The organism is Streptomyces sp. NBC_00250 (genome assembly GCF_036192275.1).
Taxonomy (GTDB): domain Bacteria; phylum Actinomycetota; class Actinomycetes; order Streptomycetales; family Streptomycetaceae; genus Streptomyces.
Map to the genome: position 1 here is coordinate 3,390,443 of NZ_CP108088.1, position 21,696 is coordinate 3,412,138.

The 21,696-nt window shown below is 70.6% G+C and carries 18 protein-coding genes and 1 tRNA gene; 4 read left to right on the plus strand and 15 right to left on the minus strand.

Annotated features, from left to right (window positions below; all coding sequences use genetic code 11):
- Nucleotides 1-17 precede the first annotated feature (17 nt).
- A tRNA-Val gene (locus OG259_RS15025) sits at nucleotides 18-92 on the minus strand.
- 94 nt (nucleotides 93-186) lie between these two features.
- On the opposite strand from OG259_RS15025, the gene OG259_RS15030 reads away from it, so the two are divergent.
- Complete coding sequence (locus tag OG259_RS15030) at nucleotides 187-552, plus strand: DUF1304 domain-containing protein (protein WP_328942727.1); 366 nt, start codon at nucleotides 187-189, stop codon at nucleotides 550-552.
- Between the two features lie 135 nt (nucleotides 553-687).
- Nucleotides 688-912, plus strand: coding sequence for a hypothetical protein (locus OG259_RS15035; RefSeq protein ID WP_328942728.1), 225 nt, complete (start codon nucleotides 688-690; stop codon nucleotides 910-912).
- 99 nt (nucleotides 913-1,011) lie between these two features.
- Here the strand turns inward: OG259_RS15035 and OG259_RS15040 are convergent, their stop codons facing one another.
- From OG259_RS15040 to OG259_RS15055, 4 genes are all read right to left on the minus strand, one after another.
- Nucleotides 1,012-3,204 carry a hypothetical protein gene (locus tag OG259_RS15040; RefSeq protein WP_328942729.1) on the minus strand — a complete coding sequence of 731 codons (2,193 nt, stop codon included), beginning with the start codon at nucleotides 3,202-3,204 and terminating at the stop codon, nucleotides 1,012-1,014.
- A gap of 175 nt (nucleotides 3,205-3,379) precedes the next feature.
- A complete protein-coding gene (locus OG259_RS15045) occupies nucleotides 3,380-3,787 on the minus strand; it encodes a DUF6113 family protein (RefSeq protein WP_328942730.1) in 408 nt (135 codons plus the stop codon).
- Nucleotides 3,784-4,674: an N-acetyl-1-D-myo-inositol-2-amino-2-deoxy-alpha-D-glucopyranoside deacetylase gene (gene mshB, locus OG259_RS15050; RefSeq protein ID WP_328942731.1), complete on the minus strand. Its 891-nt coding sequence runs from the start codon at nucleotides 4,672-4,674 to the stop codon at nucleotides 3,784-3,786. Before mshB ends, OG259_RS15045 begins: the two co-directional genes overlap by 4 nt.
- Nucleotides 4,675-4,766: 92 nt before the next feature.
- Entirely contained in the window at nucleotides 4,767-4,961 is a 195-nt protein-coding gene (locus OG259_RS15055) for a hypothetical protein (protein ID WP_030207665.1), read from the minus strand.
- Between the two features lie 181 nt (nucleotides 4,962-5,142).
- On the opposite strand from OG259_RS15055, the gene OG259_RS15060 reads away from it, so the two are divergent.
- Complete coding sequence (locus tag OG259_RS15060) at nucleotides 5,143-7,308, plus strand: S9 family peptidase (protein ID WP_328942732.1); 2,166 nt, start codon at nucleotides 5,143-5,145, stop codon at nucleotides 7,306-7,308.
- Nucleotides 7,309-7,312: 4 nt separating this feature from the next.
- On the opposite strand, the gene OG259_RS15065 is transcribed toward OG259_RS15060, so the two are convergent.
- The 8 genes from OG259_RS15065 to OG259_RS15100 all read right to left on the minus strand — a co-directional run bounded on the left by OG259_RS15065 (nucleotide 7,313) and on the right by OG259_RS15100 (nucleotide 18,917).
- Complete coding sequence (locus OG259_RS15065) at nucleotides 7,313-8,251, minus strand: hypothetical protein (RefSeq protein ID WP_328942733.1); 939 nt, start codon at nucleotides 8,249-8,251, stop codon at nucleotides 7,313-7,315.
- Between the two features lie 181 nt (nucleotides 8,252-8,432).
- On the minus strand, nucleotides 8,433-9,521 hold the full coding sequence (locus OG259_RS15070; protein ID WP_328942734.1) for an ABC transporter ATP-binding protein: 1,089 nt from the start codon (nucleotides 9,519-9,521) through the stop codon (nucleotides 8,433-8,435).
- Complete coding sequence (locus OG259_RS15075; RefSeq protein WP_328942735.1) at nucleotides 9,514-10,497, minus strand: ABC transporter ATP-binding protein; 984 nt, start codon at nucleotides 10,495-10,497, stop codon at nucleotides 9,514-9,516. The genes OG259_RS15070 and OG259_RS15075 overlap by 8 nt, the downstream gene beginning before the upstream one ends.
- 6 nt (nucleotides 10,498-10,503) lie before the next feature.
- On the minus strand, nucleotides 10,504-11,490 hold the full coding sequence (locus OG259_RS15080; RefSeq protein ID WP_328942736.1) for an ABC transporter permease: 987 nt from the start codon (nucleotides 11,488-11,490) through the stop codon (nucleotides 10,504-10,506).
- The gene (locus OG259_RS15085) at nucleotides 11,483-12,406 is read right to left on the minus strand and encodes an ABC transporter permease (RefSeq protein ID WP_328942737.1); all 924 of its coding nucleotides are present in this window, start codon (nucleotides 12,404-12,406) and stop codon (nucleotides 11,483-11,485) included. Before OG259_RS15085 ends, OG259_RS15080 begins: the two co-directional genes overlap by 8 nt.
- A gap of 83 nt (nucleotides 12,407-12,489) precedes the next feature.
- Nucleotides 12,490-14,118 carry a peptide ABC transporter substrate-binding protein gene (locus OG259_RS15090; RefSeq protein WP_328942738.1) on the minus strand — a complete coding sequence of 543 codons (1,629 nt, stop codon included), beginning with the start codon at nucleotides 14,116-14,118 and terminating at the stop codon, nucleotides 12,490-12,492.
- Nucleotides 14,119-14,285: 167 nt separating this feature from the next.
- Nucleotides 14,286-14,780 carry a hypothetical protein gene (locus OG259_RS15095; RefSeq protein ID WP_328942739.1) on the minus strand — a complete coding sequence of 165 codons (495 nt, stop codon included), beginning with the start codon at nucleotides 14,778-14,780 and terminating at the stop codon, nucleotides 14,286-14,288.
- 147 nt (nucleotides 14,781-14,927) lie between these two features.
- Nucleotides 14,928-18,917, minus strand: a complete 3,990-nt coding sequence (locus OG259_RS15100) for a GDSL-type esterase/lipase family protein (protein WP_328942740.1) — start codon at nucleotides 18,915-18,917, stop codon at nucleotides 14,928-14,930.
- A 192-nt stretch (nucleotides 18,918-19,109) separates the two neighbouring features.
- On the opposite strand from OG259_RS15100, the gene OG259_RS15105 reads away from it, so the two are divergent.
- On the plus strand, nucleotides 19,110-19,490 hold the full coding sequence (locus tag OG259_RS15105) for a peptidoglycan-binding domain-containing protein (RefSeq protein WP_328942741.1): 381 nt from the start codon (nucleotides 19,110-19,112) through the stop codon (nucleotides 19,488-19,490).
- Between the two features lie 73 nt (nucleotides 19,491-19,563).
- Here the strand turns inward: OG259_RS15105 and OG259_RS15110 are convergent, their stop codons facing one another.
- Both OG259_RS15110 and OG259_RS15115 read right to left on the minus strand, forming a co-directional pair.
- Entirely contained in the window at nucleotides 19,564-20,637 is a 1,074-nt protein-coding gene (locus tag OG259_RS15110) for an ABC transporter ATP-binding protein (protein WP_328942742.1), read from the minus strand.
- A complete protein-coding gene (locus tag OG259_RS15115; RefSeq protein ID WP_328942743.1) occupies nucleotides 20,630-21,688 on the minus strand; it encodes an ABC transporter ATP-binding protein in 1,059 nt (352 codons plus the stop codon). The genes OG259_RS15110 and OG259_RS15115 overlap by 8 nt, the downstream gene beginning before the upstream one ends.
- Nucleotides 21,689-21,696: the final 8 nt, after the last annotated feature.

Below are 21,696 nucleotides of genomic sequence, written 5' to 3' on the forward strand. Positions count from 1 at the left end.
CCTCCGAGGTGTAGGGGGGCGGGGCGGCCGGATTCGAACCGGCGTCCTCCGAGATGTCATCGCGGCGCATTACCTCTGTGCTACGACCCCGCCCTTGGGGTGATCTTAAAGGGTGAAGGGGCGGAGACACGAGGGGATTTCGGCGACGCGCACCAACCCGCGGCTCCCCGGCGGCAGAATGCGGCCATGCCGATGACCGCAGACATCCTCGTCGCCCTCGTCGCCCTGTTGCACGCCTACATCCTGGTGATGGAGATGTTCCTGTGGGAGAAGGAGACCGGTCGTCGCTTCTCCGGGTTCGACGCCGGGATGGCGCGCGAGACCGCCGCCATGGCCGCCAACCAAGGGCTCTACAACGGCTTTCTCGCCGCCGGGCTCGTGTGGGGTCTGATCGCCGACGAACCGACCTCCTTCGACGTCCGGGTCTTCTTCCTGTCCTGTGTCGTCATCGCCGGCCTCTACGGCGCCGCCACCGCCAACCGCCGCATCCTCTTCGCCCAGGCCCTGCCCGGCGCCCTCGCACTCTCCGCCGTCCTCGTCGCCCATTACTGAACGGCTCTCCGCCAGGGCCGGGCGGCATGACCGGCACCGCGTGCCGGTCGCGTCGTCGCGCGCGCTTCCCCGTCGCGACTAACGTGAGCCACGCCCCTGTGTGACCTGAACAACACACAGAGTGAAAGGCTCGCGATGCACACCCCTCACGGCCCCGGCGCCTTCGTCGCCCATACGGGCACCGATGTCTACGGTCCCGGCAAGGTCATCTCCGTGGACGGCGCCCACCGACGGGTGCGGTTCACGCACTTCGTGGCGACGATCCGCGCGGACGACCTCCGCACCGCCTCCCCCACCGAGACCAGGGAGATCCAGGCCTGGCTGCACGCCAGGCAGAAACGATACGGAGGCGAGTGGTGACCGCCCCGCCCCCGGCACCCGCCCCGCCCGTTCCACGCGCCGAGCCCCCGGCCGACGCGTGTCGGGCGGGGGCTCGGATCGCGTTGCCGCTCGGGCCCGTCAGCCCTTGGCGTTCAGGTCGATCGTCTTGGTGCGTTCGGCCTTGGTCTTGCCGAGCAGCGCCTCGCGCATCACGGAGGCCACGTCGTCGGCGGAGACCTCGTGCTTGCTGCCGTCGGTCTCGGTGATCATGACGCCGGTGAAGGCGCCGTCGAGGAGCCGCTCGATCGCCTTCGTGTCGTAGACCTCGACCAGGCGGCCGTCGACGGCCTTCATGGAGAGGATCTGCGGCAGCGACCGCGCCGGGCCGAACTGGATCTCCCTGCCGCCCGCCCTGATGGTGATGCGGTCGGACATCGCGGGCGTCGCGAACTCCTTCATCGCCCGGTCCACCTCGGCCTTGCCGACGCTCGGCTGGCGGTTCGTCACCGGCAGCTCGACCAGCTTGATCTGGCCGGTCTCCACCTGGGCGCGGAAGGCGTCCCGGACGGAGATCATCGAGCGCTGGACGTCGAGGCCCTTGCCGGGCTTGCCCTCGACGGGCGTCACCTTGTTCGGGGCGAACAGGATCGTGGCCTCGGTCGCCGACGCGGACGTGCCGGCCAGGTCGGTCAGGGTGACGGCGAGCTTCTCCTCGTCGACCGGGAAGACCGGCTTGGCGACCCGCTCGCCGCCGAAGAGGGAGCCGATGACCGACACCGGGTTGTAGTCGCTGCCCGCGGCGGCGCGGACGGTCTCCTGGCTGTCGAGCGCCAGGCCCGCCTTGTCCGGGGCCAGCTGGACCTTCTTGCCGCCGATGCCGAGCTGCAGCGGGGTCCCGGCGCGCTTGCCGAGAGCCGCGTCCAGCTTGTTGACGGCCTCCTCCTTCGTACCGCCGCCGATGTCCACGCCGAGGACGGTGGTCCCCTTCGGGACGTCGGAGTGGTTGAGGAGCAGCCCGGCGCCGTACGCGACGCCGGCGATGCCGACGACTCCGACGGCGACGAGGACCAGCTTGGAGCGGCCCTTCTTCGCCGGGGCGGCACGGTTGGGAGCCGGGGCGGGGCGCGGCGCGGGGGCCGGGGCCGTCTGCTCCTCGATGCGCGGGGTGAGGTTCGGGCGGGCCGCCTTCGGCGGGACGACGGGGATGCCGCTGGTGAGCGTGTCCCCGGAGACGTGGCCGCTGCCGTCGGCCGGCTTGCCCTGTCCGCCGGGTCCGCCCCGCCCGGGGGTGGGCGCGGGTGCCTGCGGGGTGAGGATCGCGGTGTCGTCGGACATGCGGGGGGCTCCGCCGGGGCCTCCGCCGGGGAACGGGGAGCCCGCGCCCTGGCCGGGGCCGCCCTGGCCGCCTCGTCCGCCCCGGCCCTGGAACGGGTCCGTACGCGGGCCGCCCAGGGAGGCAGTGCCGGTGACCGGGCCCGTCGTGGGACCGGTCGGCGCGGCCGGGCCGCGGTACGCGGGCGTGCCGCCGGCCGGCGTCCCGGTGTACATCGGGGTTCCGGCGGCGGGCGTGCCGTCGTACATCGGCGAACCGCCGGCAGGCGTGCCGTCGTACATCGGCGTCCCGTTCGCGGGCGTACCGGTGTACATCGGCGTGCCACCCGCAGGCGTGCCCGTGTACATCGGTGTGCCGCCCGCAGGCGTGCCGCTCTCGTACAGCGGGTTGCCCGCGGTGGGCCTGCCCGGGGTGACCGGGCGGCTCGACGGGGTGTTGCCGACCGTCGGGACGCCGGACGTCGCGGAGCCAGCGAAGCCCGTGCCCCGGTCGTCCGGTCCGGCGGCGGCCGGAGCGGGCTTCGGGGTCGGGGTGGGTGCCGGGGGCAGCGCGGGCGCGGGGGCCGGGCTCTGGGGCGCCGCCTTGCGGGGCGCGAACCAGTCGCTCGTCTCCTTCGCCTTCGGCGTCTCCTCGGCCTGCGGCGGCTCGGGGGCCGCGACCGGCTCCGGCTCCGGCTCCGCGGCGGGAGCGGGCTCCGGCGCGGGCTCCGGCGGCGGCGCGGGCGTCTCGTTGTTGACCGTGGTGCGGACCACGACCGGCGGGATCGGACGCGAACCCGGGATGTTGATCCGGATCCGGGTCGTCAGCGTCGTCTCGGTCTTGGGCTCCTCCGGCAGTGCGGGCGCGGCGGAACTCTCCTCCGGCCCGTCCTGCGAGGGGTGGAGCGACGGATACTGGCGGGATCCGTACGGCGGTGTACCCGAGGGGTACGCGGCTCCACCGCGCCCCTGGGCGCCGGAGGACGAACTGTCAGTCTCTCGACCAGTTTCACGACTCAAAGCAGGATCTCCCGGTTGGCTCCACCGCCCGCTCTTGCTGATGCTCGTGTAACCCGGGCGGTTCGGCGGCGCGCACCACCATACTGGCCGCCGCCGTCTCGTACCTGATCCCCGGGGGACGGACGACGGGCAATCCGGCCGAAGTCAGGGCGTCCCCGGAGTCAAGTCGTCCTGTTCACGGGGTCGGTCGCGACAGCCGGGACAGCGTGGTGCACATCACAGCGATCGCCATTCCGCCGAAAAGGTACAGCAGCTCGCCGACGCCTCCGCCGAACACCCCGTCACCCTCGGGGCGTCCGAGGCTGAGCAGGATGACGGCGACCAGCCAGCCGACTCCGCCGACGGCCACGCCGACCTGGGTGCCCGTCGCCCGCATTCCTCCGTAGAAGAGGCCCGCGGTCGCCAGGAGCGCGAGGATCAGGCCGAGGGGGAGCCAGGCGGCTTGGACGAGGGCGCCGGCCGTCCCTACGAGCACGCCGAGGACGGCCAGGCCCGCGTACCAGGCGATTCGGGCGTTGCGGGAGACGGTGGACGCGGCGGGCGCGGTCGGTGCGGTGGGCTTCGCGGGCGGCTTGGGACTCATGCGGTCACCCCGGCGAAGAGGTCCGTCTCCCGGGTGCCCGCGGGGGCGCCCGGGACGCCCCGCACCAACTCGTAGTACTCCGTGGTGAAGATCGGCTGGCCCAGGTCGTTGGAGAGGGCGAAGAACGGACCGTCGACCGCGACTTGGGTGACGTGCGCGGCCATCGCCGCGCTCTTGCGGGCCGTGTGCTCGGGGCCCGCGTCGATCTCGGCGGTGATCCGGTCGTCGTCGACGACGCCGGGGACGTCGTCGATCGCGGCGACGGCCGGGAAGGCGGAGCCCTCGGCGCGCAGCCGGGCGAATCCGGCCTCGGCGACCGTGCGCGGGACCCGGTTCCAGTAGGTCTTCGCGATCGTGTGGGCCGGTCCCAGATCGGGGCGGTAGGCGGGGTCGGCGGCCAGTTCGGCGGCGCGCGTGGCGACCCGGTGGGCCTGGATGTGGTCCGGGTGGCCGTAGCCGCCGTCGGGGTCGTAGGTGACGAGGACCTGCGGGCGGGTCTCCCTGATGACCTCGACGAGGTACGGGGCGGCGGTGTCGACGTCGGTGTTCCAGAAGGCGTTGTCGCGCTTGTTCTGCTCGGCGCCCATCATTCCGGAGTCGCGGAAGCGGCCCGGGCCACCGAGGAAGCGGTGGTCGGTGACGCCCAGCTCGGTCATCGCGGCGGCGAGTTCGCCGACGCGGTGGGGACCGAGCCGGTCCTCCCGGTCGGGGGCCAGATGGGCGAGCCCGGGCGGGATGACCTCGCCCTCCTCGCCGAGCGTGCAGGTGACGAGGGTGACGAGGGCGCCCTCGGCCGCGTACCTGGCCATGGTGGCGCCGTTGTTGATCGACTCGTCGTCCGGGTGCGCGTGCACGAGCAGCAGACGGCGGGCGGGGAGATCGGACATGTCCCCACCCTACGAGGTCGGGGCACGGGAGCGACCGGACCGTGACCTCTCGTGCTGCACTCCCCGGGGCCACGGCCGCTTGGCCGCGGCCTTCAGAACTTGAGGCCGCCGACCATGTTCGCCACGTTCGTGGTGAGGGTGCTGATGGACGGGGCGATGGACGAGCTCGCCAGGTAGAAGCCCAGGAGCGCGCAGACCGCCGCATGTCCAGCCTTCAACCCGGATTTCCGGATCAGAAGGAAGACGACGATCGCCAGCAGCACCACCACGGAGATCGAGAGTGCCACGGCGGTTCACCTCCACACTTCTTCGGTCGGATATTCGAGTGGTTCGGTCGATCAGCATGTGCCAGAGGGCATGCCCGTCGGATGCATACCCACCTAGCGCTACGGATCATAACTATCCGTGCGGCCGCATCGATCGGCGGACGGAGGCACGAGGGGGGCGCACAGCGCTAGTTTCAGCCGCATGACCTCGTCTCGACAGCAGCCGGCCACACCCTCGGCCGGACTCTCCTTTCCCCGCCAGCACGCCCGGACCCAGCGGTTCGGCCTGGGGGTTCCGCGTGCCTTCTCGGTCTCCCCGGACGGGGAGCGCGTCGTGTTCGTCAGGGCCGCGTCCGGTGTGGACCGTTCGCACCGGCTCTGGGTCCTCGACCTGCCCCGCGACGGCGGAGCGCCCGTGGAGCGGGTGGCGGCCGACCCCGAGGTGCTGCTCGCGGGCGCGGAGGAGGAGTTGTCGCCGCAGGAGCGGGCGCGCCGGGAGCGGAGCCGGGAGGGCTCGGCCGGCGTGGTGGCGTACGCGGTGGACGGGGCGGTGGAGTTGGCGGCCTTCGCCCTGTCGGGGCGGCTGTTCACGGCGGAGCTGCGTGCCGGGACGGCGCGGGAGCTGCCGGTGCCGGGGCCGGTGATCGACCCCCGTCCCTCGCCGGACGGACGCCTGGTGGCGTACGTGACGGGGGGCGCGCTGCGGGTGGTGGGCGCGGACGGTTCGGGCGATCGGGAACTGGCCGTTCCGGAAGACGCGCACGTCTCCTACGGATTGGCCGAATTCATCGCCTCGGAGGAGATGACCCGGGACCGAGGATTCTGGTGGTCCCCCGCCTCGGACCGGTTGCTCGTGGCCCGCGCCGACGACCGGGCGGTACGGCGCTGGTGGATCGCGGACCCGGCACATCCGGACCGGGAGCCGCAGCCGGTGGCGTACCCGTCGGCGGGTACGGCCAACGCGGACGTCCGGCTCTTCGTCATGGATCTCGCCGGATCCCGCACGGAGGTGGAGTGGGACCGGGAGCGGTATCCGTACCTCGCGCGCGTGCACTGGTCGGGGGCCGGGGCGCCGCTCCTCCTCGTCCAGTCGCGGGACCAGCGGGAGCAGTTGTTCCTGTCGGTGGACCCGGAGTCCGGGGAGACGACGACCGTGCGGGCGGAGCGGGATCCGGTGTGGCTGGAGCTGCTGCCGGGGGTCCCGGCGTGGGCGCCGGACGGGCGGCTCGTACGACTCACGGACGAGGGTGGGGCCCGGGTGCTGGCGGTGGGCGACCAGGTGCTGACCGATGCCGCGCTGCACGTCAGGGCGGTGCTCGACATCGGGGCCGAGGACGTGCTCGTCTCGGCGTCGGCGGGCGTGGACGCGGCTCTCCCCGAGACGGGTGAGGTGCATGTGTACCGGGTGACGGGCCGGGGAGCGGAGCGGCTGTCCGAGGGTGTCGGTGTGCACGGTGCGGTGCGCTCCGGGGCGGTGACGGTCCTGGTGTCGGCGCGGCCGGACGCGCCGGGAAGCGTGGCGCGGGTGCTGCGGGACGGCGCACAGGTCGCGGTGGTGGCCTCGTACGCCCAGCAGCCGGTGATCGGTGCGCGGGTGCGGCTCACGGAGGCCGGGGTGCGGCGGATCCCGTGCGCGGTGCTGCTGCCCTCGGGGTACGAGGAGGGGGACGGTCCGCTGCCGGTCCTGATGGATCCGTACGGCGGTCCGCACGGGCCGCGGGTGCTCGCCGCGCACAACGCCCACCTCACCTCCCAGTGGTTCGCCGACCAGGGCTTCGCGGTGGTCGTGGCGGACGGGCGGGGCACGCCGGGCCGCTCCCCCGCCTGGGAGAAGGCGATCGCAGGGGACTTCGGGCCGACCCTCGACGATCAGGTGGACGCGCTCCAGGGCCTCGCCGGACGCTTCCCGCTGGACCTGGACCGGGTGGCGGTCCGGGGCTGGTCGTACGGCGGCTATCTGGCGGCGCGGGCGGTGCTGCGGCGGCCGGACGTCTTCCACGCGGCCGTGGTGGGGGCGCCGGTGACGGACTGGCGGCTGTACGACACCCATTACACGGAGCGGTACCTCGGCACCCCGCAGGACGATCCCGAGGTGTACGCGGCGCAGTCGCTGCTCACCGACGACGGGCTCTCCGCGCCGGAGGTGCCCGCGCGGCCGATGATGATCGTCCACGGTCTCGCGGACGACAACGTGGTGGTCGCGCACGCGCTGCGGCTCTCCTCCGCGCTCCTCGCGGCGGGCCGGCCGCACGAGGTGCTGCCGCTGTCGGGGGTCACCCACATCACGCCGCAGGAGCAGGTCGCGGAGAACCTGCTCCTGCTCCAGGTGGACTTCCTGAAGCGGTCCCTGGGGGTGACGTCGGGCTGAGGGGTCACCAGCCGGGCGGCGGCGGGTAGGGCGGGGCCGGGGGCATCATCCCGGTCGGCGGGTAGGGACCGGGCGCGGCGGCGGGGGCGCCGCGTCCGGCGAGGAGGACGAGCACCGCGATGCCCGCGAGCACCTCGAAGAAGGCGCTGAGGACGCCCAGCTGGTCGGCGGTCGGGATGTCCGGGAACTGGCCGACCAGTTCGTACCGGGTGGTCCGCGCGACCTCGGCGAGGCCGCCGATCGTCATGACCACCCCGGCGAGCAGTCCGAAGGCCCGGCTGTGGCGGGCCCGTGCGAAGGCGGAGACGGCGGCGGTGCCGTACAGGGCGACGAGGGTCAGCGACAGCCAGCCGGGCGGGGGCGCGAGGACCGCCTTGATGACGGACCGGCCGCCGATGAACCGGTCGACGGTGATCTCCAGGGGCAGTTCGCCGGCCCAGTACAGCTCCCACAGGGTCACGACGAGCGCGCCGACCGCGAGGAGGACTCCGGCGGCGACGGCGGGGCCGGTGCGCGGGCGGGTGGGGAGCGGCTCGTACGAGGCGGTGGCGGGGCGGCGGCCGACGGCCGCGGTGATGACCAGACCGGCGGCGAGGGCCAGTTCGAGGAGCGCGGTGACGAGGGCCCCGCTGTCGGGTGCCCAGAGGCCGGGCAGGCGCAGGGCGAGGGTGACGGCGCCGACGGCGGTGAGCGCGGAGGCCGCGTGCCGGGAGCGGACGGCGGCGACGACGGCGACCGCGGAGACGACGAGCAGCACGGGGTCGATCAGGGAGGTGGAGGACCGTCCCCGGATGAGGAAGTGGTGGTCTCCCGCCCAGTACCAGGCGAGGTCGACGGGTGAGCCGAGCGCGGCGAGGTCCTTGAGGATCCACACGGCGGTGATGAGGGCGAGCGCGGCGCAGAGCGCGGCGCCCGTGAGACGTGCCGGTCGTGTCACAGTCACGATTCCGATACTCACGGTTGCCATCAACCGAAACAAGCGATTCCGCGGAACCTGTGGGGCGCGTGCAACCGGCCGGGGCGACATGGTGCGCCCCGGCCGGTTCACGGCACCCGCACGGCCGTACGTTGTTCACCTTGGCGTGTCCGTATATCGGAACGGCTTCCGTCAAGTTGCCTGCGCGTTAAGGCGATTCGGGCTTCCTGAAGCCGTTCTGCGGAGGGGGTTCGGGTCCGTCCGTGTCGTCCTCCGAGGGGACGACGTGCTTCTCCTCGGCGAAGTGGCAGGCCGAGTCGTGTTTCGCCGGGCTGTCCGTGAGGCGGAAGACCGCGGGGACGGCCAGTTCGGGGACTTCCAGGGTGCAGCGTTCCTGGGCCTTCCAGCAGCGGGTGCGGAAGCGGCAGCCGGAGGGGATGTTCGCCGGGGAGGGGACGTCGCCGGTGATGATGATGCGTTCGCGGTGGGCGCGGGCCTCGGGGTCGGGGACCGGGACGGCGGAGAGGAGCGCCTGGGTGTAGGGGTGGGTCGGGTGATCGTAGATCTGCGCGTCGCTGCCGATCTCGACGATCCGGCCGAGGTACATGACGCCGACCCGGTCGGAGATGTGCCGGACGATCGACAGGTCGTGGGCGATGAAGACGTACGACAGGGAGAACTCGGACTGGAGGCTCGCGAGGAGGTTGACCACCTGCGCCTGGACGGAGACGTCGAGGGCGGAGACCGGCTCGTCGGCGACGATGATCTCGGGCTGGAGGGCGAGGCCGCGGGCGATGCCGATGCGCTGGCGCTGGCCGCCGGAGAACTGGTGCGGGTAGCGGTTGATGTACTCGGGGTTGAGGCCGACGACGTCCAGGAGGTCCTGGACCTTGCGGCGCCGGTCGCCCTTGGGGGCCACCTCGGGGTGGATCTCGTACGGCTCGCCGATGATGTCGCCGACGGTCATGCGCGGGTTGAGCGAGGTGTACGGGTCCTGGAAGACCATCTGGATGTTGCGGCGGACGGCCTTCAGGGCCTTCGGCGAGAGGGTGGTGATGTCGTCGCCCTTGTAGCGGATCGTGCCGGACGTCGGCCGCTCCAGGTTGACCAGCATCTTCGCGACCGTCGACTTGCCGCAGCCGGATTCGCCGACGATGCCGAGGGTCTCGCCGGCGGCGACGTCGAAGTCGACCCCGTCGACCGCCTTGACGGCGCCGACCTGCTTCTTGAAGAGGATGCCCTGGGTGAGCGGGTAGTGCTTGTGCAGGTCCCGGACTTCGAGAATCGCCTCAGCCATGGAGGCACTCCTTCCAGAAGTGGCAGGCGCTGGCGCGCGGCACCGGGGAGTCGGTCACGTCGTACAGCGGGGGCACGTCGGTCCGGCAGACGTCCTGGGCCATGGGGCAGCGCGGGTTGAAGGCGCAGCCGGGCGGGATGTTCAGCAGGTTGGGCGGCAGACCCTTGATCGCGTACAGCTCCTGGCCCTTCTGGTCCAGGCGCGGGATCGATTCGAGGAGGCCCTTGGTGTAGGGGTGGGCGGGCGCCTTGTAGATCTCGTGGACGGGGGCGCGTTCGACGATCCGGCCGGCGTACATGACGGCGATCTTGTCGGCGACGTCGGCGACGACGCCGAGGTCGTGGGTGATGAGGATGAGGCCCATGTTCAGCTCGCGCTGGAGCTCTGCGAGCAGGTCCATGACCTGGGCCTGGACGGTGACGTCGAGGGCGGTGGTGGGCTCGTCGGCGATGATCAGTTCGGGTTCGAGGGCGAGCGCCATCGCGATCATGATGCGCTGGCGCATGCCGCCGGAGAACTGGTGGGGGTACTGGCCGACGCGTTCCTTGGCGGCGGGGATGCGGACCCGGTCCATCAGCTCGACGGCCTTGGCCCTGGAGTCCTTCCGCGACATGCCCTTGTGGACCTGGAACATCTCGCCGAGCTGGTCGCCGACGCTGACGACGGGGTTGAGGGAGGACAGCGCGTCCTGGAAGACCATCGCCATCTTGGCGCCGCGGATCTTGCGCCGTTCCTCCTCCTTGAGCTTCAGGAGGTCCTGGCCCTGGAAGAGGATCTCGCCCTGGGTGATCTTGCCCGGGGGGATGTCGAGAATGCCCATGACGGCCTGGGCGGTCACGGACTTGCCGGAGCCGGACTCGCCGAGCACGGCCAGCGTCTCTCCGGCGTCGACGGAGTAGTCGACGCCGTTGACCGCCTTGGCGACCCCGTCCCGGGTGTGGAACTCCACGTGCAGGTCGCGCACTTCGAGCAGCATGGGTCCCTACCTCAGCTTGGGGTCGAGGGCGTCGCGGACGGCGTCGCCGAGCATGATGAACGAGAGCACGGTGATGGCGAGCGCGCCCGCGGGCCACAGCAGCATGTGCGGGGCGTTGCGGATGTACTGCGAGGCCGAGGAGATGTCGATGCCCCAGGAGACGGTCGGCGGCTTGAGGCCCACCCCGAGGAAGGACAGGGTCGCCTCCAGCGAGATGTACGTGCCGAGGGCGATGGTCGCGACGACGATGACCGGCGCCAGGGCGTTCGGGGTGATGTGGCGCAACAGCATCCGGGAGTTGGAGGCGCCGAGCGCCCGTGCCGCCTGGACGTAGTCGTTCTGCTTGGCGGTGATGACCGAGCCTCGGGCGATACGGGAGAGTTGGGGCCAGCCGAGCAGCACCATGAAGCCGATCACGGGCCAGACGGTGGTGCTGGTGACGACGGAGAGCAGGACCAGGCCGCCGAGGATGACCGGAATCGCGAAGAAGACGTCGGTGACGCGGGAGAGCACGCCGTCCCAGGTGCCGCCGTAGAAGCCGGCCAGGCCGCCGAACAGGGATCCGATGATCGTCACGCCGAGGGTGGCGAACACGCCGACCTGGACGGACGCCCTGGCGCCGTACACGGTGCGCGTGTAGACGTCACAGCCCTGCCCGTTGAAGCCGAACGGGTGGCCCGGCTGAGAGCCCTCCTGGGCCTTGGAGAGATCGCACTGGAGCGGGTCCCCACTGGCGATCAGCTGGGGCCAGATCGCGATGATCACCAGGAAGAGGATGATCAGGCTGGAGATGATGAAGACGGGGTTGCGCCGCAGGTCGTGCCAGGCGTCGGACCACAGCGAGCGGGGTTTGCCGGCGGGGCCGGTGCCGAGCGGTCCGCCCGGAGTCTTCTCCAGCGACTCGGCCTCTTCCATGGCGAGGTCCGTGGGACCGCCCGCCCCGGTGTGGTCGATGGCGCGTCCGTCGTCGAACGGCTCAAACGGCTCAGGCATAGCGGATCCTCGGGTCAAGGATGGCGTACAAGAGGTCGACGAGGAGGTTGGCCAGCAGGAACACCAGGACGAGGACGGTCACGAAGCCGACGACGGTCTGGGTGTTCTGGCGCACGATGCCCTGGTACAGCTGATAGCCGACGCCGTGGATGTTGAAGATCCGCTCGGTGGCGATGGCGCCGCCCATCAGCGCGCCGATGTCGGCGCCGATGAAGGTGACCACGGGGATGAGCGAGTTGCGCAGCAGGTGGCGGATGATGACCCGGCGGCGGGGCAGTCCCTTGGCGGTGGCGGTACGGACGTAGTCGGCGCGCTTGTTCTCCGCGATCGAGGTGCGGGTGAGCCGGGTGACGTACGCGAGGGAGACCGAGGCGAGGACGAAACCGGGGACGATCAGCTCGCTGAAGGGGGCCTCCGGCGAGACGGCGGGCTTGATCCACCCCCACTCCACGCCCAGCAGCAGCTGGAGCAGCAGACCCGTGACGAACGTCGGGATGGAGAGGACGACCAGCGTCAGCACCAGCACCGTGCTGTCGATCGGCCGCCCGCGCTTCAGTCCCGTGAGGACGCCGAGGCTGATGCCGATGACGATCTCGAACAGGATGGCGACGATGGTGAGCCGGATGGTCACGGGGAAGGAGTTCGCCATCAGCTCGGTCACCGGCTGGCCGTTGAAGGCAGTGCCGAAGTCGCCGGTGAACAGGTTGCCCATGTAGATCAGGTACTGCTGCCACACGGGCTTGTCGAGGCCGAACTCCTTCTCCAGCTGGGCGGCGGTCGCGGGGTCGCAGGCCCGGTCGCCGCAGAGGCCGGCGACGGGGTCGCCCATCACGTTCACCATCAGGAAGATCAGCAGGGTGGCGCCGATGAAGACCGGGATCATCTGCAACAGACGCCGGATCACATAACGTCCCATGAGGGGCTCCGGGGGGTGTGGGGAAGGCGTACGGCCCGGCTCGCGCGTGATCGCCAGGCCGGGCCGTACGCCGACGAGCTGCGTCAGTTGACCTTGATCTGGTCGTAGACGGGGACGCTGAAGGGGTTCAGGGTCACGTTGGAGACGCGCTCGGAGTAGCCGGCGCTGCCGTTCTGGTACCAGAGCGGGATGGCGCCCATGTCGTCGCGGAGGACGCCCTCGGCCTGCTGGAAGATCCCGACCGCCTTGGCGATGTCGGACTCGGCGTTGGCCTGGTTGACGAGCTTGTCGAACTCCGGGTCGCTGTACTTTCCGTCGTTCGACGAGGCGTTGGTGTAGTAGAGCGGCTGCAGGAAGTTCTGGATGAGCGGGTAGTCCATCTGCCAGCCGGCCCGGAACGGGCCCTTCATCTTCTGCGTGCTGACCTGGCTGCGGAAGTCGGCGAAGGTGCCGACCGGGTTGCCGACGCAGGCCCGGTTGTTGCCGAGGGCGTTGTTGATGGAGTTGCAGACGGCGTCCACCCACTCCTTGTGGGAGCCGGTGTCGGCGTTGTACGAGATCGTCATCGTGCCGCCGGGGATGCCGCCGCCCTCGGCGACGAGCTTCTTCGCCTCGGCCGCGTCGAACTTGCAGAAGTCGCCGCAGACGTCCTTGAAGCCGCCGTCCTCGCCGAGCACCGGGGAGGTCCAGTCGACGGCCGGCGTGCGGGTCTTCTGGAAGATCGTCTCGGTGATCTGGTTGCGGTCGATGGCCATGGAGAGGCCCTGGCGGAGCTTCTCCTGTCCAGGCTTGTTCCAGGCCGGGTCGTAGAACGGGAAGGACAGGGTCTGGATGATGCCGGCGGGGACGTTGATGTACCGGTCGCCGAGGTCGGCCTCGACGTTCTTGAGCTGGGAGGCGGGGACGTCGTCGACGAGGTCGAGGTTCCCGGCCGTCAGGTCGGTGTAGGCGGTGTTGTTGTCGGTGTAGACCTTGAGGGTGATGCCGCCGTTCTGGGCCTTGTCGGCGCCGGGGTAGCCGTCCCAGCGCTTCAGGGCCATCTGGGAGCCCTTGGAGTACGAGTCGACGGTGTACGGCCCGTTGCCGATCGGCTTCGACAGCCAGGCCGCGCGGTCGTCGAAGAAGGCCTGGGGCAGCGGTGAGAAGGCCGCGTAGCCGAGGGTGATGGGCCAGGTGGAGAACTTCTGGGTGAGCTTGACCGTGAAGGTCTGGGGGCCGGTGACCTTGAGGCCGGACATGGACGTGGCGGACGGCTCGCCCTTCTCGGGGTGGACCTTGTCGTAGCCCTCGATCTGGCCGAAGAAGTAGGCGTTCTTCTGGTTGTTCTTCAGATCGGCGCCGTAGTTCCACGCGTCGACGAAGGACTTGGCGGTCACCTTCTCGCCGTTGGAGAATGTCCAGCCGTCCTTGACCGTGATGGTGAAGTTGATCGAGTCGGTCGTCTCGATCTTCTCGGCGAGCATGTCCTTCGCCTCGCCGGTCTTCGGGTCGTACTGCTTGAGCCCCCGGAAGATCATGGAGAGGACCTTGCCGCCCTGGACCTCGTTGGTGTTGGCGGGCTCCAGCGGGTTCTGCGGGTCGCCCCACGAGGAACTCACGATGCCGTCGGCCCCTCCGCCACCACCGCTGTCGTCGCCGCCGCCACAAGCGGTCGCCGCGAGGGCGACGGCTGTGGCCAGAGCGGCCCACTTGGCGTGCGTGGCTCCGCGCATGGAGTGCCTCCCATATGTCCCTAAGTGTGACTTAGAGCTCAATATGACCCGAAATCAGAAGGCATGCATGTTGTCGGCGCCCATCGGTGCGACGGCGGCGGCGAACGGCGACGGCCGGCCGTGGCGTGCTCCGCCTCGGCCGGCCGTCGCTGTTTCAGCGCGGGGGACTACCACCAGCCCGTGCAGGCGGTGGAACCGTCGGTCGTGTCGTACACACAGGCACGCGCGATGAGGGCGGAGTCGTAGTAGACGCCCGTCCAGGTCGAGTACGTGTTGGTCGCGACGTTCCCGGACCATCCCTCGGTGCCGCCCGCCTTCGACCCCATGTTGTAGCTGCACTGCGAACGGTCCGCGGTGCAGCGGTCGACGGAGATGCGGACGAGGTGCGCGTCGCTGCCCCCGGAGTACTTCATCCGGCCCCAGACGTACACCTTGCCGTTGTAGGTGCCCGAGCGCAGCTCGACCGAGACACCGCTGCCGTTGCTCGCCGGGCCCAGGCGGGTCACCGCCGTACCGTTCCAGGCCAGGTTGTCGGGGTTGACGCCGTCGCAGCCGTAGTCGTAGCAGACAGCGGCGAAGGCCGCTCCGGGTGCCGCGATCAGCGACATCAGTGCGGTGCACATGATGGCGACGACCATGCCGATTCTTGCTTTGATGCTCACGATGACCTCTCCTCGTACGACGTCCGGACGTCCGGGACGGGGGCAGACGCTAGGGACCGGCCCGATCCGTGGACAAGGCCGATCCCGTCGCGGGCCGTCCCGTACGCACCCTGGGACGTACGGGACGGCCCTTGCCCCCGGACCGGGTCAGCTGACGCCGGCGATGCGCTCGTTGATGAGCCGGGCGAATTCGGTGTGGCCCGCGGCCTTGGGGTGGAAGCTGCCGGCGCCCGGTATCTCCTTGTCGTCTCCGGAGCTGCCGGACTGCGACCAGGCGACGGCCGCGTTGGTCCACTCGGTACCGCTGAGCGAGCAGACCCAGTGGTTCCGCCAGGACGGGGTCGGGTCGACGAAGGAGATGTCGACCCCCTCGACCGCCACCGCGTGGACGGCCCCGCGGATCGAGTCCGTGAGGTCGGTGCCCAGACGGTTCATGAACTTCTGGTTGGAGACGCCGATGCCCGCGCACCCCTGCAACGGCTCGTCGTCGAAGAGCTGCGGATAGCCGAGGACGACGATCCGGGCCTGGGGTGCCCTGGCGTGGATGGCCCGGTAGACGGCCTTGAGGTGCGGCGGGAGCATCTCCTTGATGACCTTGGGCTCGTAGGTGACGAGCGGTTCGGGGTCGACGGCGCCGTTCAGCCGGGTGAGCTTGTACGCGGGGCCCTCGCAGTCGTTCACCGTCATCAGGCAGCCGCGCAGGACATCGGTGAACCGTGAGTCGTTGCCGCCGATGGAGATCGTGACCAGGGTGGTGTCCTGGTCGATCCAGCCCTGGTCGACCTGCGGCACCTCGCCGAAGTGGTGGTCGGCGGTGCCCCAGTCGGTGTGCCGGGCGAGGTCGGCGGCGGTCGGCGGGGCGCTGACGGCCTCGTCGGCGACGCTGGTGGTGATGGAGCCCGAGCAGGCGATGAAGGCGAAGTTCGTCGTCCCCGCTCCGGCCCTGGACTCCTGCTCGACGGTCTGGGTGTGTCCGGGCTGCTTGATCAGCCGGGAGTAGGCGCCGCTCGTGGAGCGGTGGCAGGCGTCCTTGGCTCCGTTGTTGTTCCAGTCGCTGTTGCCGTCGTACTTCTCGACGCCCTCACCGGCCGAGTACGAGTCGCCGAGCGCGACGTACGACATCTGCGGCTTGGTGGTCGGGATGAACTGGACCGCGTCGAAGGCGACGTTCTCGCCCTGGCCGTCGAGGGTGACGTTGCTGAGCCGGACGCTTGCCTGGCCGTCGAGCGGGAAGGCGCCGAGGTCGACCCAGGTGTGGGCCTTCCAGCCCTGGCTGACGACCCGGTGTCGGGTCTGGCCGTTGCCGAGGTCGATCACGTAGTCGGCCTGGCGGTTCCAGGCGCCGTGGTCGGGGATGTGCACCTTGATGCGGGTCCAGCCGTGCATCGCGTCGGTCGGCTTCCAGGTGCCGGTGACGCGGAAGTCCTCCTTCGTGGTGCCGTGGGCGAACCAGAAGTGGCCCGCGTATCCGCCGCCGATCTGGTGGAAGTCGACCTTCGAGCGGTAGGTGCCCTTCGCGTCGGGGGCGAAGTCCAGGCTGAAGGTGCCGCCTTGGGCGGGTTGCGGACAGTTCGGGCGGGCCGACGGCTGGCCCTGGACGTCGTCGACGACCACCGTGCCCGGGGGCAGTGTGCCGTAGGTGCAGGCGGGCGGATAGGCGGTGCCGTCGGGCTCCTCGGCGAGGACGCCGTCGAAGCGCATCCCCTCGTTGCCGCAGCTGTAGGAGCAGTCCTTCTTCCAGGTGACCGGCTGGTTCCACCAGCACTTGAAGTCCCAGACGCCGTCGGCGTCCTGGTGGCGGCAGGGCCCGTACTGGTCGTTCGTGCCCTGGTCGAGCGGGATCTTGGTGGGGTCGCACCAGTTCCGCTCGTCGCAGAAGGTGGCCACCGGCGGCTTGACCGCCTCACGGGCGGCGGTGGTGTTCCACCAGGCCTGCCGGTAGGCGGCGACCATCTTCCCCGGGGACTCCAGGAGGGACGGCGGGCTGGCGGCGAAGCCGAGGACCTTCTCGGGGTACGGCCAGTCCTGCGGGTGCGCGGCGTCCATGGCCGTGTCCAGCATGAACGGCCTGCGGTCGCTGGGGTATTCGGGGTTGGCGGGGTTGTTGGTCCAGCCGACGCCCCAGGGCTCGCAGCAGCCCTTGTTCCCGTAGAAGCCGGAGTTGTAGCTCCAGATCGCGAAGTACCAGTTCTCCAGCTTCGACGGATCGGCGTTGTTGACTTTCAGGCCGGCCCGGTAGGTCTCGTTCCACTTCTCCTGGAGCTTCTGCAGACCCGCGGAGATGTTGGCGGTGTAGTCGAGCGCGACGGCCCGCTGCGTGTCGTACGGCAGGAGCACCTCGCCGGGCTTGGCGTGTCCGGCCCGCCGCATGCCGTCGGTCATCTGGGTGACGCCGTAGCCGCAGTCCGCCTCGTCCCAGTGGATGTCCCAGTCGTCGCGGTCCTCACGGTTGTAGAGGCGGCGGCCGTAGTAGTTCCCGATCAGCGGGTTGGAGGTGACACCGGGCACCGCGACGCGCGAGGCCTGCCACATGTTCGACTCCTGGGCGGTGATGCCCAGCATCACCTGCGCCGGGACCCGGCCGCCGCCCTCCAGGGCCAGCGGCGGGAAGAGGGACTGCGGCTGGTACGCCGGCATCCCCTGGTTCTTCCAGTTCGCGGGCCGCGAGACGTACTTGTTCAGGCTGCCGAGGACCGCGTGGTCCACGGCCCACTCCACCTGGCGCGGCTTGGGCTGCACGGCCTGGTTGCGCGGGTCGTTGCGGGGCACCGAGCAGAAGCGCTCGTCCTCGACCGTGGCGCTCGGGGAGCCTTCGGCCGCTTCTGCCGCTGTGGCGGTGGGGGCCCCGGACTTCGCCGAGGTCCGGGACTTCGCGGGCGCGGCCGACGCGTTGCCCAGCGAGGGTGAGAGGGCGCGGCCCTGCTCCCCGTTCCGGCCGGGGTCGGCTTCCGGTTCGACGGTGAAGGAGGCCGTCTTCCCCGTCTCGCGGACGAGGAGGTCGACGGCGACGGCACGGCCGCCGTCCGGGGCGGGGGCGACCGCCCGGGAGTCCTTGCCGTCGGCCCAGGCGGAGCGGGTCACCACGGCACCGCCGAGGGTGGACACCTGTGCGTCCTTGGGCGTCCCGGCGAGCCGCTGCACGGCGGCGGGCAGCTTCGCGGGTGCCGTCGCCGTCTCGCCGGTGATGAAGGCACGGCCGTGGGCGCCCCGGGCCAGGCCGAGCTCGCCCCAGGGGCCGGAGGCCAGCGTGAGCGTGTTCTTCGCGCCGGGGGCGACGCGGGAGATCTTCGCCTTGCCGTCCTTGGCCTTGTCCATGAAGACGAGGCCGCCGTCCGCGTCCTGCGCGAGGCGCAGCGGGATCCCGCCCGTCCGGGCGAGGGTGGTCCTGCTGCCGTCGGTGCCGATGCCGACCACGCGGCCGCTGTCGGCGGCCGCGTAGGAGCCGTCCTTCATCGGGATCGCGGAGGTGAGCTGGCCCGCGACCTCGGTGCGTCCGCCGAGCCGTCCGGTGACGGCGTCCAGGCGTACGAGCCGGGTCTTGCCCTTGTCCTGGGAGCCGCCCTGGGTCAGCGCCGCGGTCTCGCCGAGGCCGCAGCCGGGGTTGTAGTACGCGAGGGAGGTCTGGAGCGGGAGCTTGCGTATCGCGCCGGTGTCGAGGTCGACGACGGCGGTGAAGCCGCCCCGGTCGAACAGCTCGCCCTTGTTGGTGAAGGTGCGCGGGGCGTAGACGACGACGGCCCGCTTGCCGGACTCGGTGACGCAGGCGTTGCCGATCCACATGTCCGCGTCGAAACCGGGCTCGATGAGGGTCGCGGCGGTGCGCCAGCCGAAGCCGGCGCCCTCGTCGGCGACCAGGACGTGAAAGCCCTCCGCGTCGCCCGAGGTCGTCCAGGCCCGGTCCTTGGAGGTCTCCCATCCGTCGCCGAGGACGCGGTCGCGGTCCGCGCCGGGGACGTACGAGCGGTCGCGGCCGGGGCCGGGCTCGGTCTGTTCCGCCGACGGGGCCTGGGTGTTCGGGGGCGCGGGCGGGGATGTCGCCGCGACCGACACCCCTTCGCTCGCGCCGGTGCACAGGGTCAGGGCGGCGAGGGCGGCGAGGGCCCCCCGTCTGCCCCGACCTCTATTTGGTGTGCGCATGACATCCCTTCCTTGAGGGACCACCCCTCGCCAGCACGCTACGAGCAGCCACCCGCGTCCCACCACGGCCTGACGTCCCAGGGACGAATGGGACACCCCAACAGCCTTCCGCAGTCCTAGAGTTCGAACCGCCGACGAGCGTGAACCCGCCGATCGGCACCCCTCGCCCCTCCACGAAAGGCTCCTGCCGCCATGCTCAAGACGCTTGTCTCCCGCACCGGTGTACTCGTCGCCGCGACGGCCCTGGCCGCGCTCGCCCTGCCCGGATCGGCCCAGGCCGCCAAGGGCGCCTCGTACGTCGGCTACGGCCAGACGAACAACTGGACCGCCGTGTGGTGCGTCCAGAAGAACATCAACTCGGCCATCATGTGGTACGGCCTCGACTACGAACTGCTCACCGCGGACGGCTCGTTCGGCCCCAAGACCGACCAGGCCGTCCGGTACATGCAGAACGCCTGGCTGGGTGCCGGCGAGGTCGACGGCATCGTCGGCCCCAAGACCGGCGACATGATCCTGGAAGCGGGCAAGGCCTACCTCGACACCTGCAACCGGTACATCCCCACGACCTACTGACGGCCACCGCACGACGAGGGCGCCCCGGTCCGTAGTGGACCGGGGCGCCCTCGCGCGTGGTGAACTCGGTGCGTCAGTGCACCGGGACGACCTGCTTCTCCTCGGCGAAGTGGCACGCCGAGAGGTGGGCGGCCGGGGTGTTGAGCCCGTCGAAGCGCTGCGGGATCGCCAGCAGCGGCGTCTCCTGCGAGCACTTCTCCTGCGCCTTCCAGCAACGGGTGCGGAAGCTGCAGCCCGACGGCGGGTTCGCCGGCGAGGGGACGTCACCGGTCAGGATGATCCGCTCGCGGTGCGCGCGGGCCTCCGGGTCCGGCACCGGCACCGCGGAGAGCAGCGCCTGGGTGTACGGGTGCGTCGGGTGCTCGTAGATCTGCTCGTCCGTACCGATCTCGGCCATCTTGCCGAGGTACATGACGCCGACGCGGTCCGAGATGTGCCGGACGATCGACAGGTCGTGCGCGATGAAGAGGTAGGAGAGGTTGAACTCGTCCTGGAGCTTCCCCATCAGGTTGATGACCTGCGCCTGGACGGACACGTCCAGGGCCGAGACCGGCTCGTCGCAGATGATGATCTCCGGGTTGAGCGCGAGGCCTCGGGCGATGCCGATGCGCTGGCGCTGACCGCCGGAGAACTGGTGCGGGTACCGGTTGATGTACTCCGGGTTCAGACCGACGACGTCGAGCAGCTCCTGCACCTTGCGGCGCCGGTCGCCCTTCGGGGCCACCTCGGGGTGGATGTCGAAGGGCTCGCCGATGATGTCGCCGACCGTCATGCGCGGGTTGAGCGAGGTGTACGGGTCCTGGAACACCATCTGGATGTTGCGGCGCACGGCCTTGAGCGCGCGGCCGCCCAGCTTGGTGATGTCCTGGCCCTTGTAGAAGACCTCGCCGGCCGTGGCCGACTCCAGGTTCATCAGGAGCTTGGCGACCGTGGACTTGCCACAGCCGGACTCGCCCACGATGCCGAGGGTCTCGCCCTGGTAGAGGTCGAAGGAGACCCCGTCCACGGCCTTGACCGCACCGACCTGCTTCTTGAAGACGATGCCCTGCGTCAGCGGGAAGTGCTTCTTCAGGTTGCGCACCTGGAGGATCGGCTCACCGCGGCCCACGGTGGCCACGGCCTCGTCGTTCTTGCTGAGGTCAGCCATGGATCGTCTCCTTCCAGAAGTGGCAGGCGCTCTGACGGCCCGGAAGATCCGCGCCGTTCTGCTCGGTGACCGGCACGAGGGCCGGGATCTCCGTGCGGCAGATGTCGTCGGCCTTGGGGCAGCGCGGGTTGAAGGCGCAGCCGGTGGGCACGCGAAGCAGGTTGGGCGGGAGGCCCTTGATCGCGTAGAGCTCCTGGCCCTTCTGGTCCAGGCGCGGGATCGACTCCAGCAGACCCTTGGTGTAGGGGTGCGCCGGGCGCTTGTACAGCTCGTGCACCGGCGCCTGCTCGACGATCCGGCCGGCGTACATCACGGCGATCTTGTCCGCGACGTCGGCGACGACGCCGAGGTCGTGGGTGATCAGGATCAGGCCCATGTTGTATTCCTGCTGGAGCTCCGCGAGGAGGTCCATGACCTGGGCCTGGACGGTCACGTCGAGAGCCGTGGTGGGCTCGTCGGCGATGATCAGGTCCGGCTCCAGGGCGAGCGCCATGGCGATCATGATGCGCTGGCGCATACCGCCGGAGAACTGGTGGGGGTAGTCGGAGACCCGCGCCTTGGCGGCGGGGATCTTGACCTTGTCCATCAGCTCGATGGCCTTGAGCGTGGCGGCCTTCTTGGACAGGCCCTGGTGCACCCGGAACATCTCGCCGAGCTGGTAGCCGACGCTGAGGACCGGGTTGAGGGAGGACAGCGCGTCCTGGAAGATCATCGCGATCTTCCGGCCGCGGATCTTCCGCCGCTCCTCCTCGGACATCTTCAGCATGTCCTGGCCGCGGAACAGGATCTCGCCCTGCGGGATCTTGCCGGGCGGCATGTCGAGGATGCCCATGATGGCCTGCGCGGTCACGGACTTGCCGGAGCCGGACTCGCCGAGGACGGCGAGGGTCTCGCCGGCGTTCACCGAGTAGTTGACGCCGTTGACCGCCTTGGCCACACCGTCACGGGTGTGGAACTCGACGTGCAGATCACGGACTTCGAGCAGCGGCCCGGTGTGGTCGCCGCCGTCGCGGGGCGACGGGACCGTCGCGGTGTTGTCGATGATGGTCACCTTTACGC

What these genes read in the sequence shown, in the direction of transcription:
- OG259_RS15030 (WP_328942727.1), top strand. Translation starts at nt 187, where the DNA reads ATGCCGATGACCGCAGACATCCTCGTCGCCCTCGTCGCCCTGTTGCAC.
- OG259_RS15035 (WP_328942728.1), top strand. Translation starts at nt 688, where the DNA reads ATGCACACCCCTCACGGCCCCGGCGCCTTCGTCGCCCATACGGGCACC.
- OG259_RS15045 (WP_328942730.1), bottom strand. Translation starts at nt 3,787, where the DNA reads ATGAGTCCCAAGCCGCCCGCGAAGCCCACCGCACCGACCGCGCCCGCC.
- mshB (WP_328942731.1), bottom strand. Translation starts at nt 4,674, where the DNA reads ATGTCCGATCTCCCCGCCCGCCGTCTGCTGCTCGTGCACGCGCACCCG.
- OG259_RS15060 (WP_328942732.1), top strand. Translation starts at nt 5,143, where the DNA reads ATGACCTCGTCTCGACAGCAGCCGGCCACACCCTCGGCCGGACTCTCC.
- OG259_RS15070 (WP_328942734.1), bottom strand. Translation starts at nt 9,521, where the DNA reads ATGGCTGAGGCGATTCTCGAAGTCCGGGACCTGCACAAGCACTACCCG.
- OG259_RS15075 (WP_328942735.1), bottom strand. Translation starts at nt 10,497, where the DNA reads ATGCTGCTCGAAGTGCGCGACCTGCACGTGGAGTTCCACACCCGGGAC.
- OG259_RS15080 (WP_328942736.1), bottom strand. Translation starts at nt 11,490, where the DNA reads ATGCCTGAGCCGTTTGAGCCGTTCGACGACGGACGCGCCATCGACCAC.
- OG259_RS15085 (WP_328942737.1), bottom strand. Translation starts at nt 12,406, where the DNA reads ATGGGACGTTATGTGATCCGGCGTCTGTTGCAGATGATCCCGGTCTTC.
- OG259_RS15090 (WP_328942738.1), bottom strand. Translation starts at nt 14,118, where the DNA reads ATGCGCGGAGCCACGCACGCCAAGTGGGCCGCTCTGGCCACAGCCGTC.
- OG259_RS15100 (WP_328942740.1), bottom strand. Translation starts at nt 18,917, where the DNA reads ATGCGCACACCAAATAGAGGTCGGGGCAGACGGGGGGCCCTCGCCGCC.
- OG259_RS15105 (WP_328942741.1), top strand. Translation starts at nt 19,110, where the DNA reads ATGCTCAAGACGCTTGTCTCCCGCACCGGTGTACTCGTCGCCGCGACG.
- OG259_RS15110 (WP_328942742.1), bottom strand. Translation starts at nt 20,637, where the DNA reads ATGGCTGACCTCAGCAAGAACGACGAGGCCGTGGCCACCGTGGGCCGC.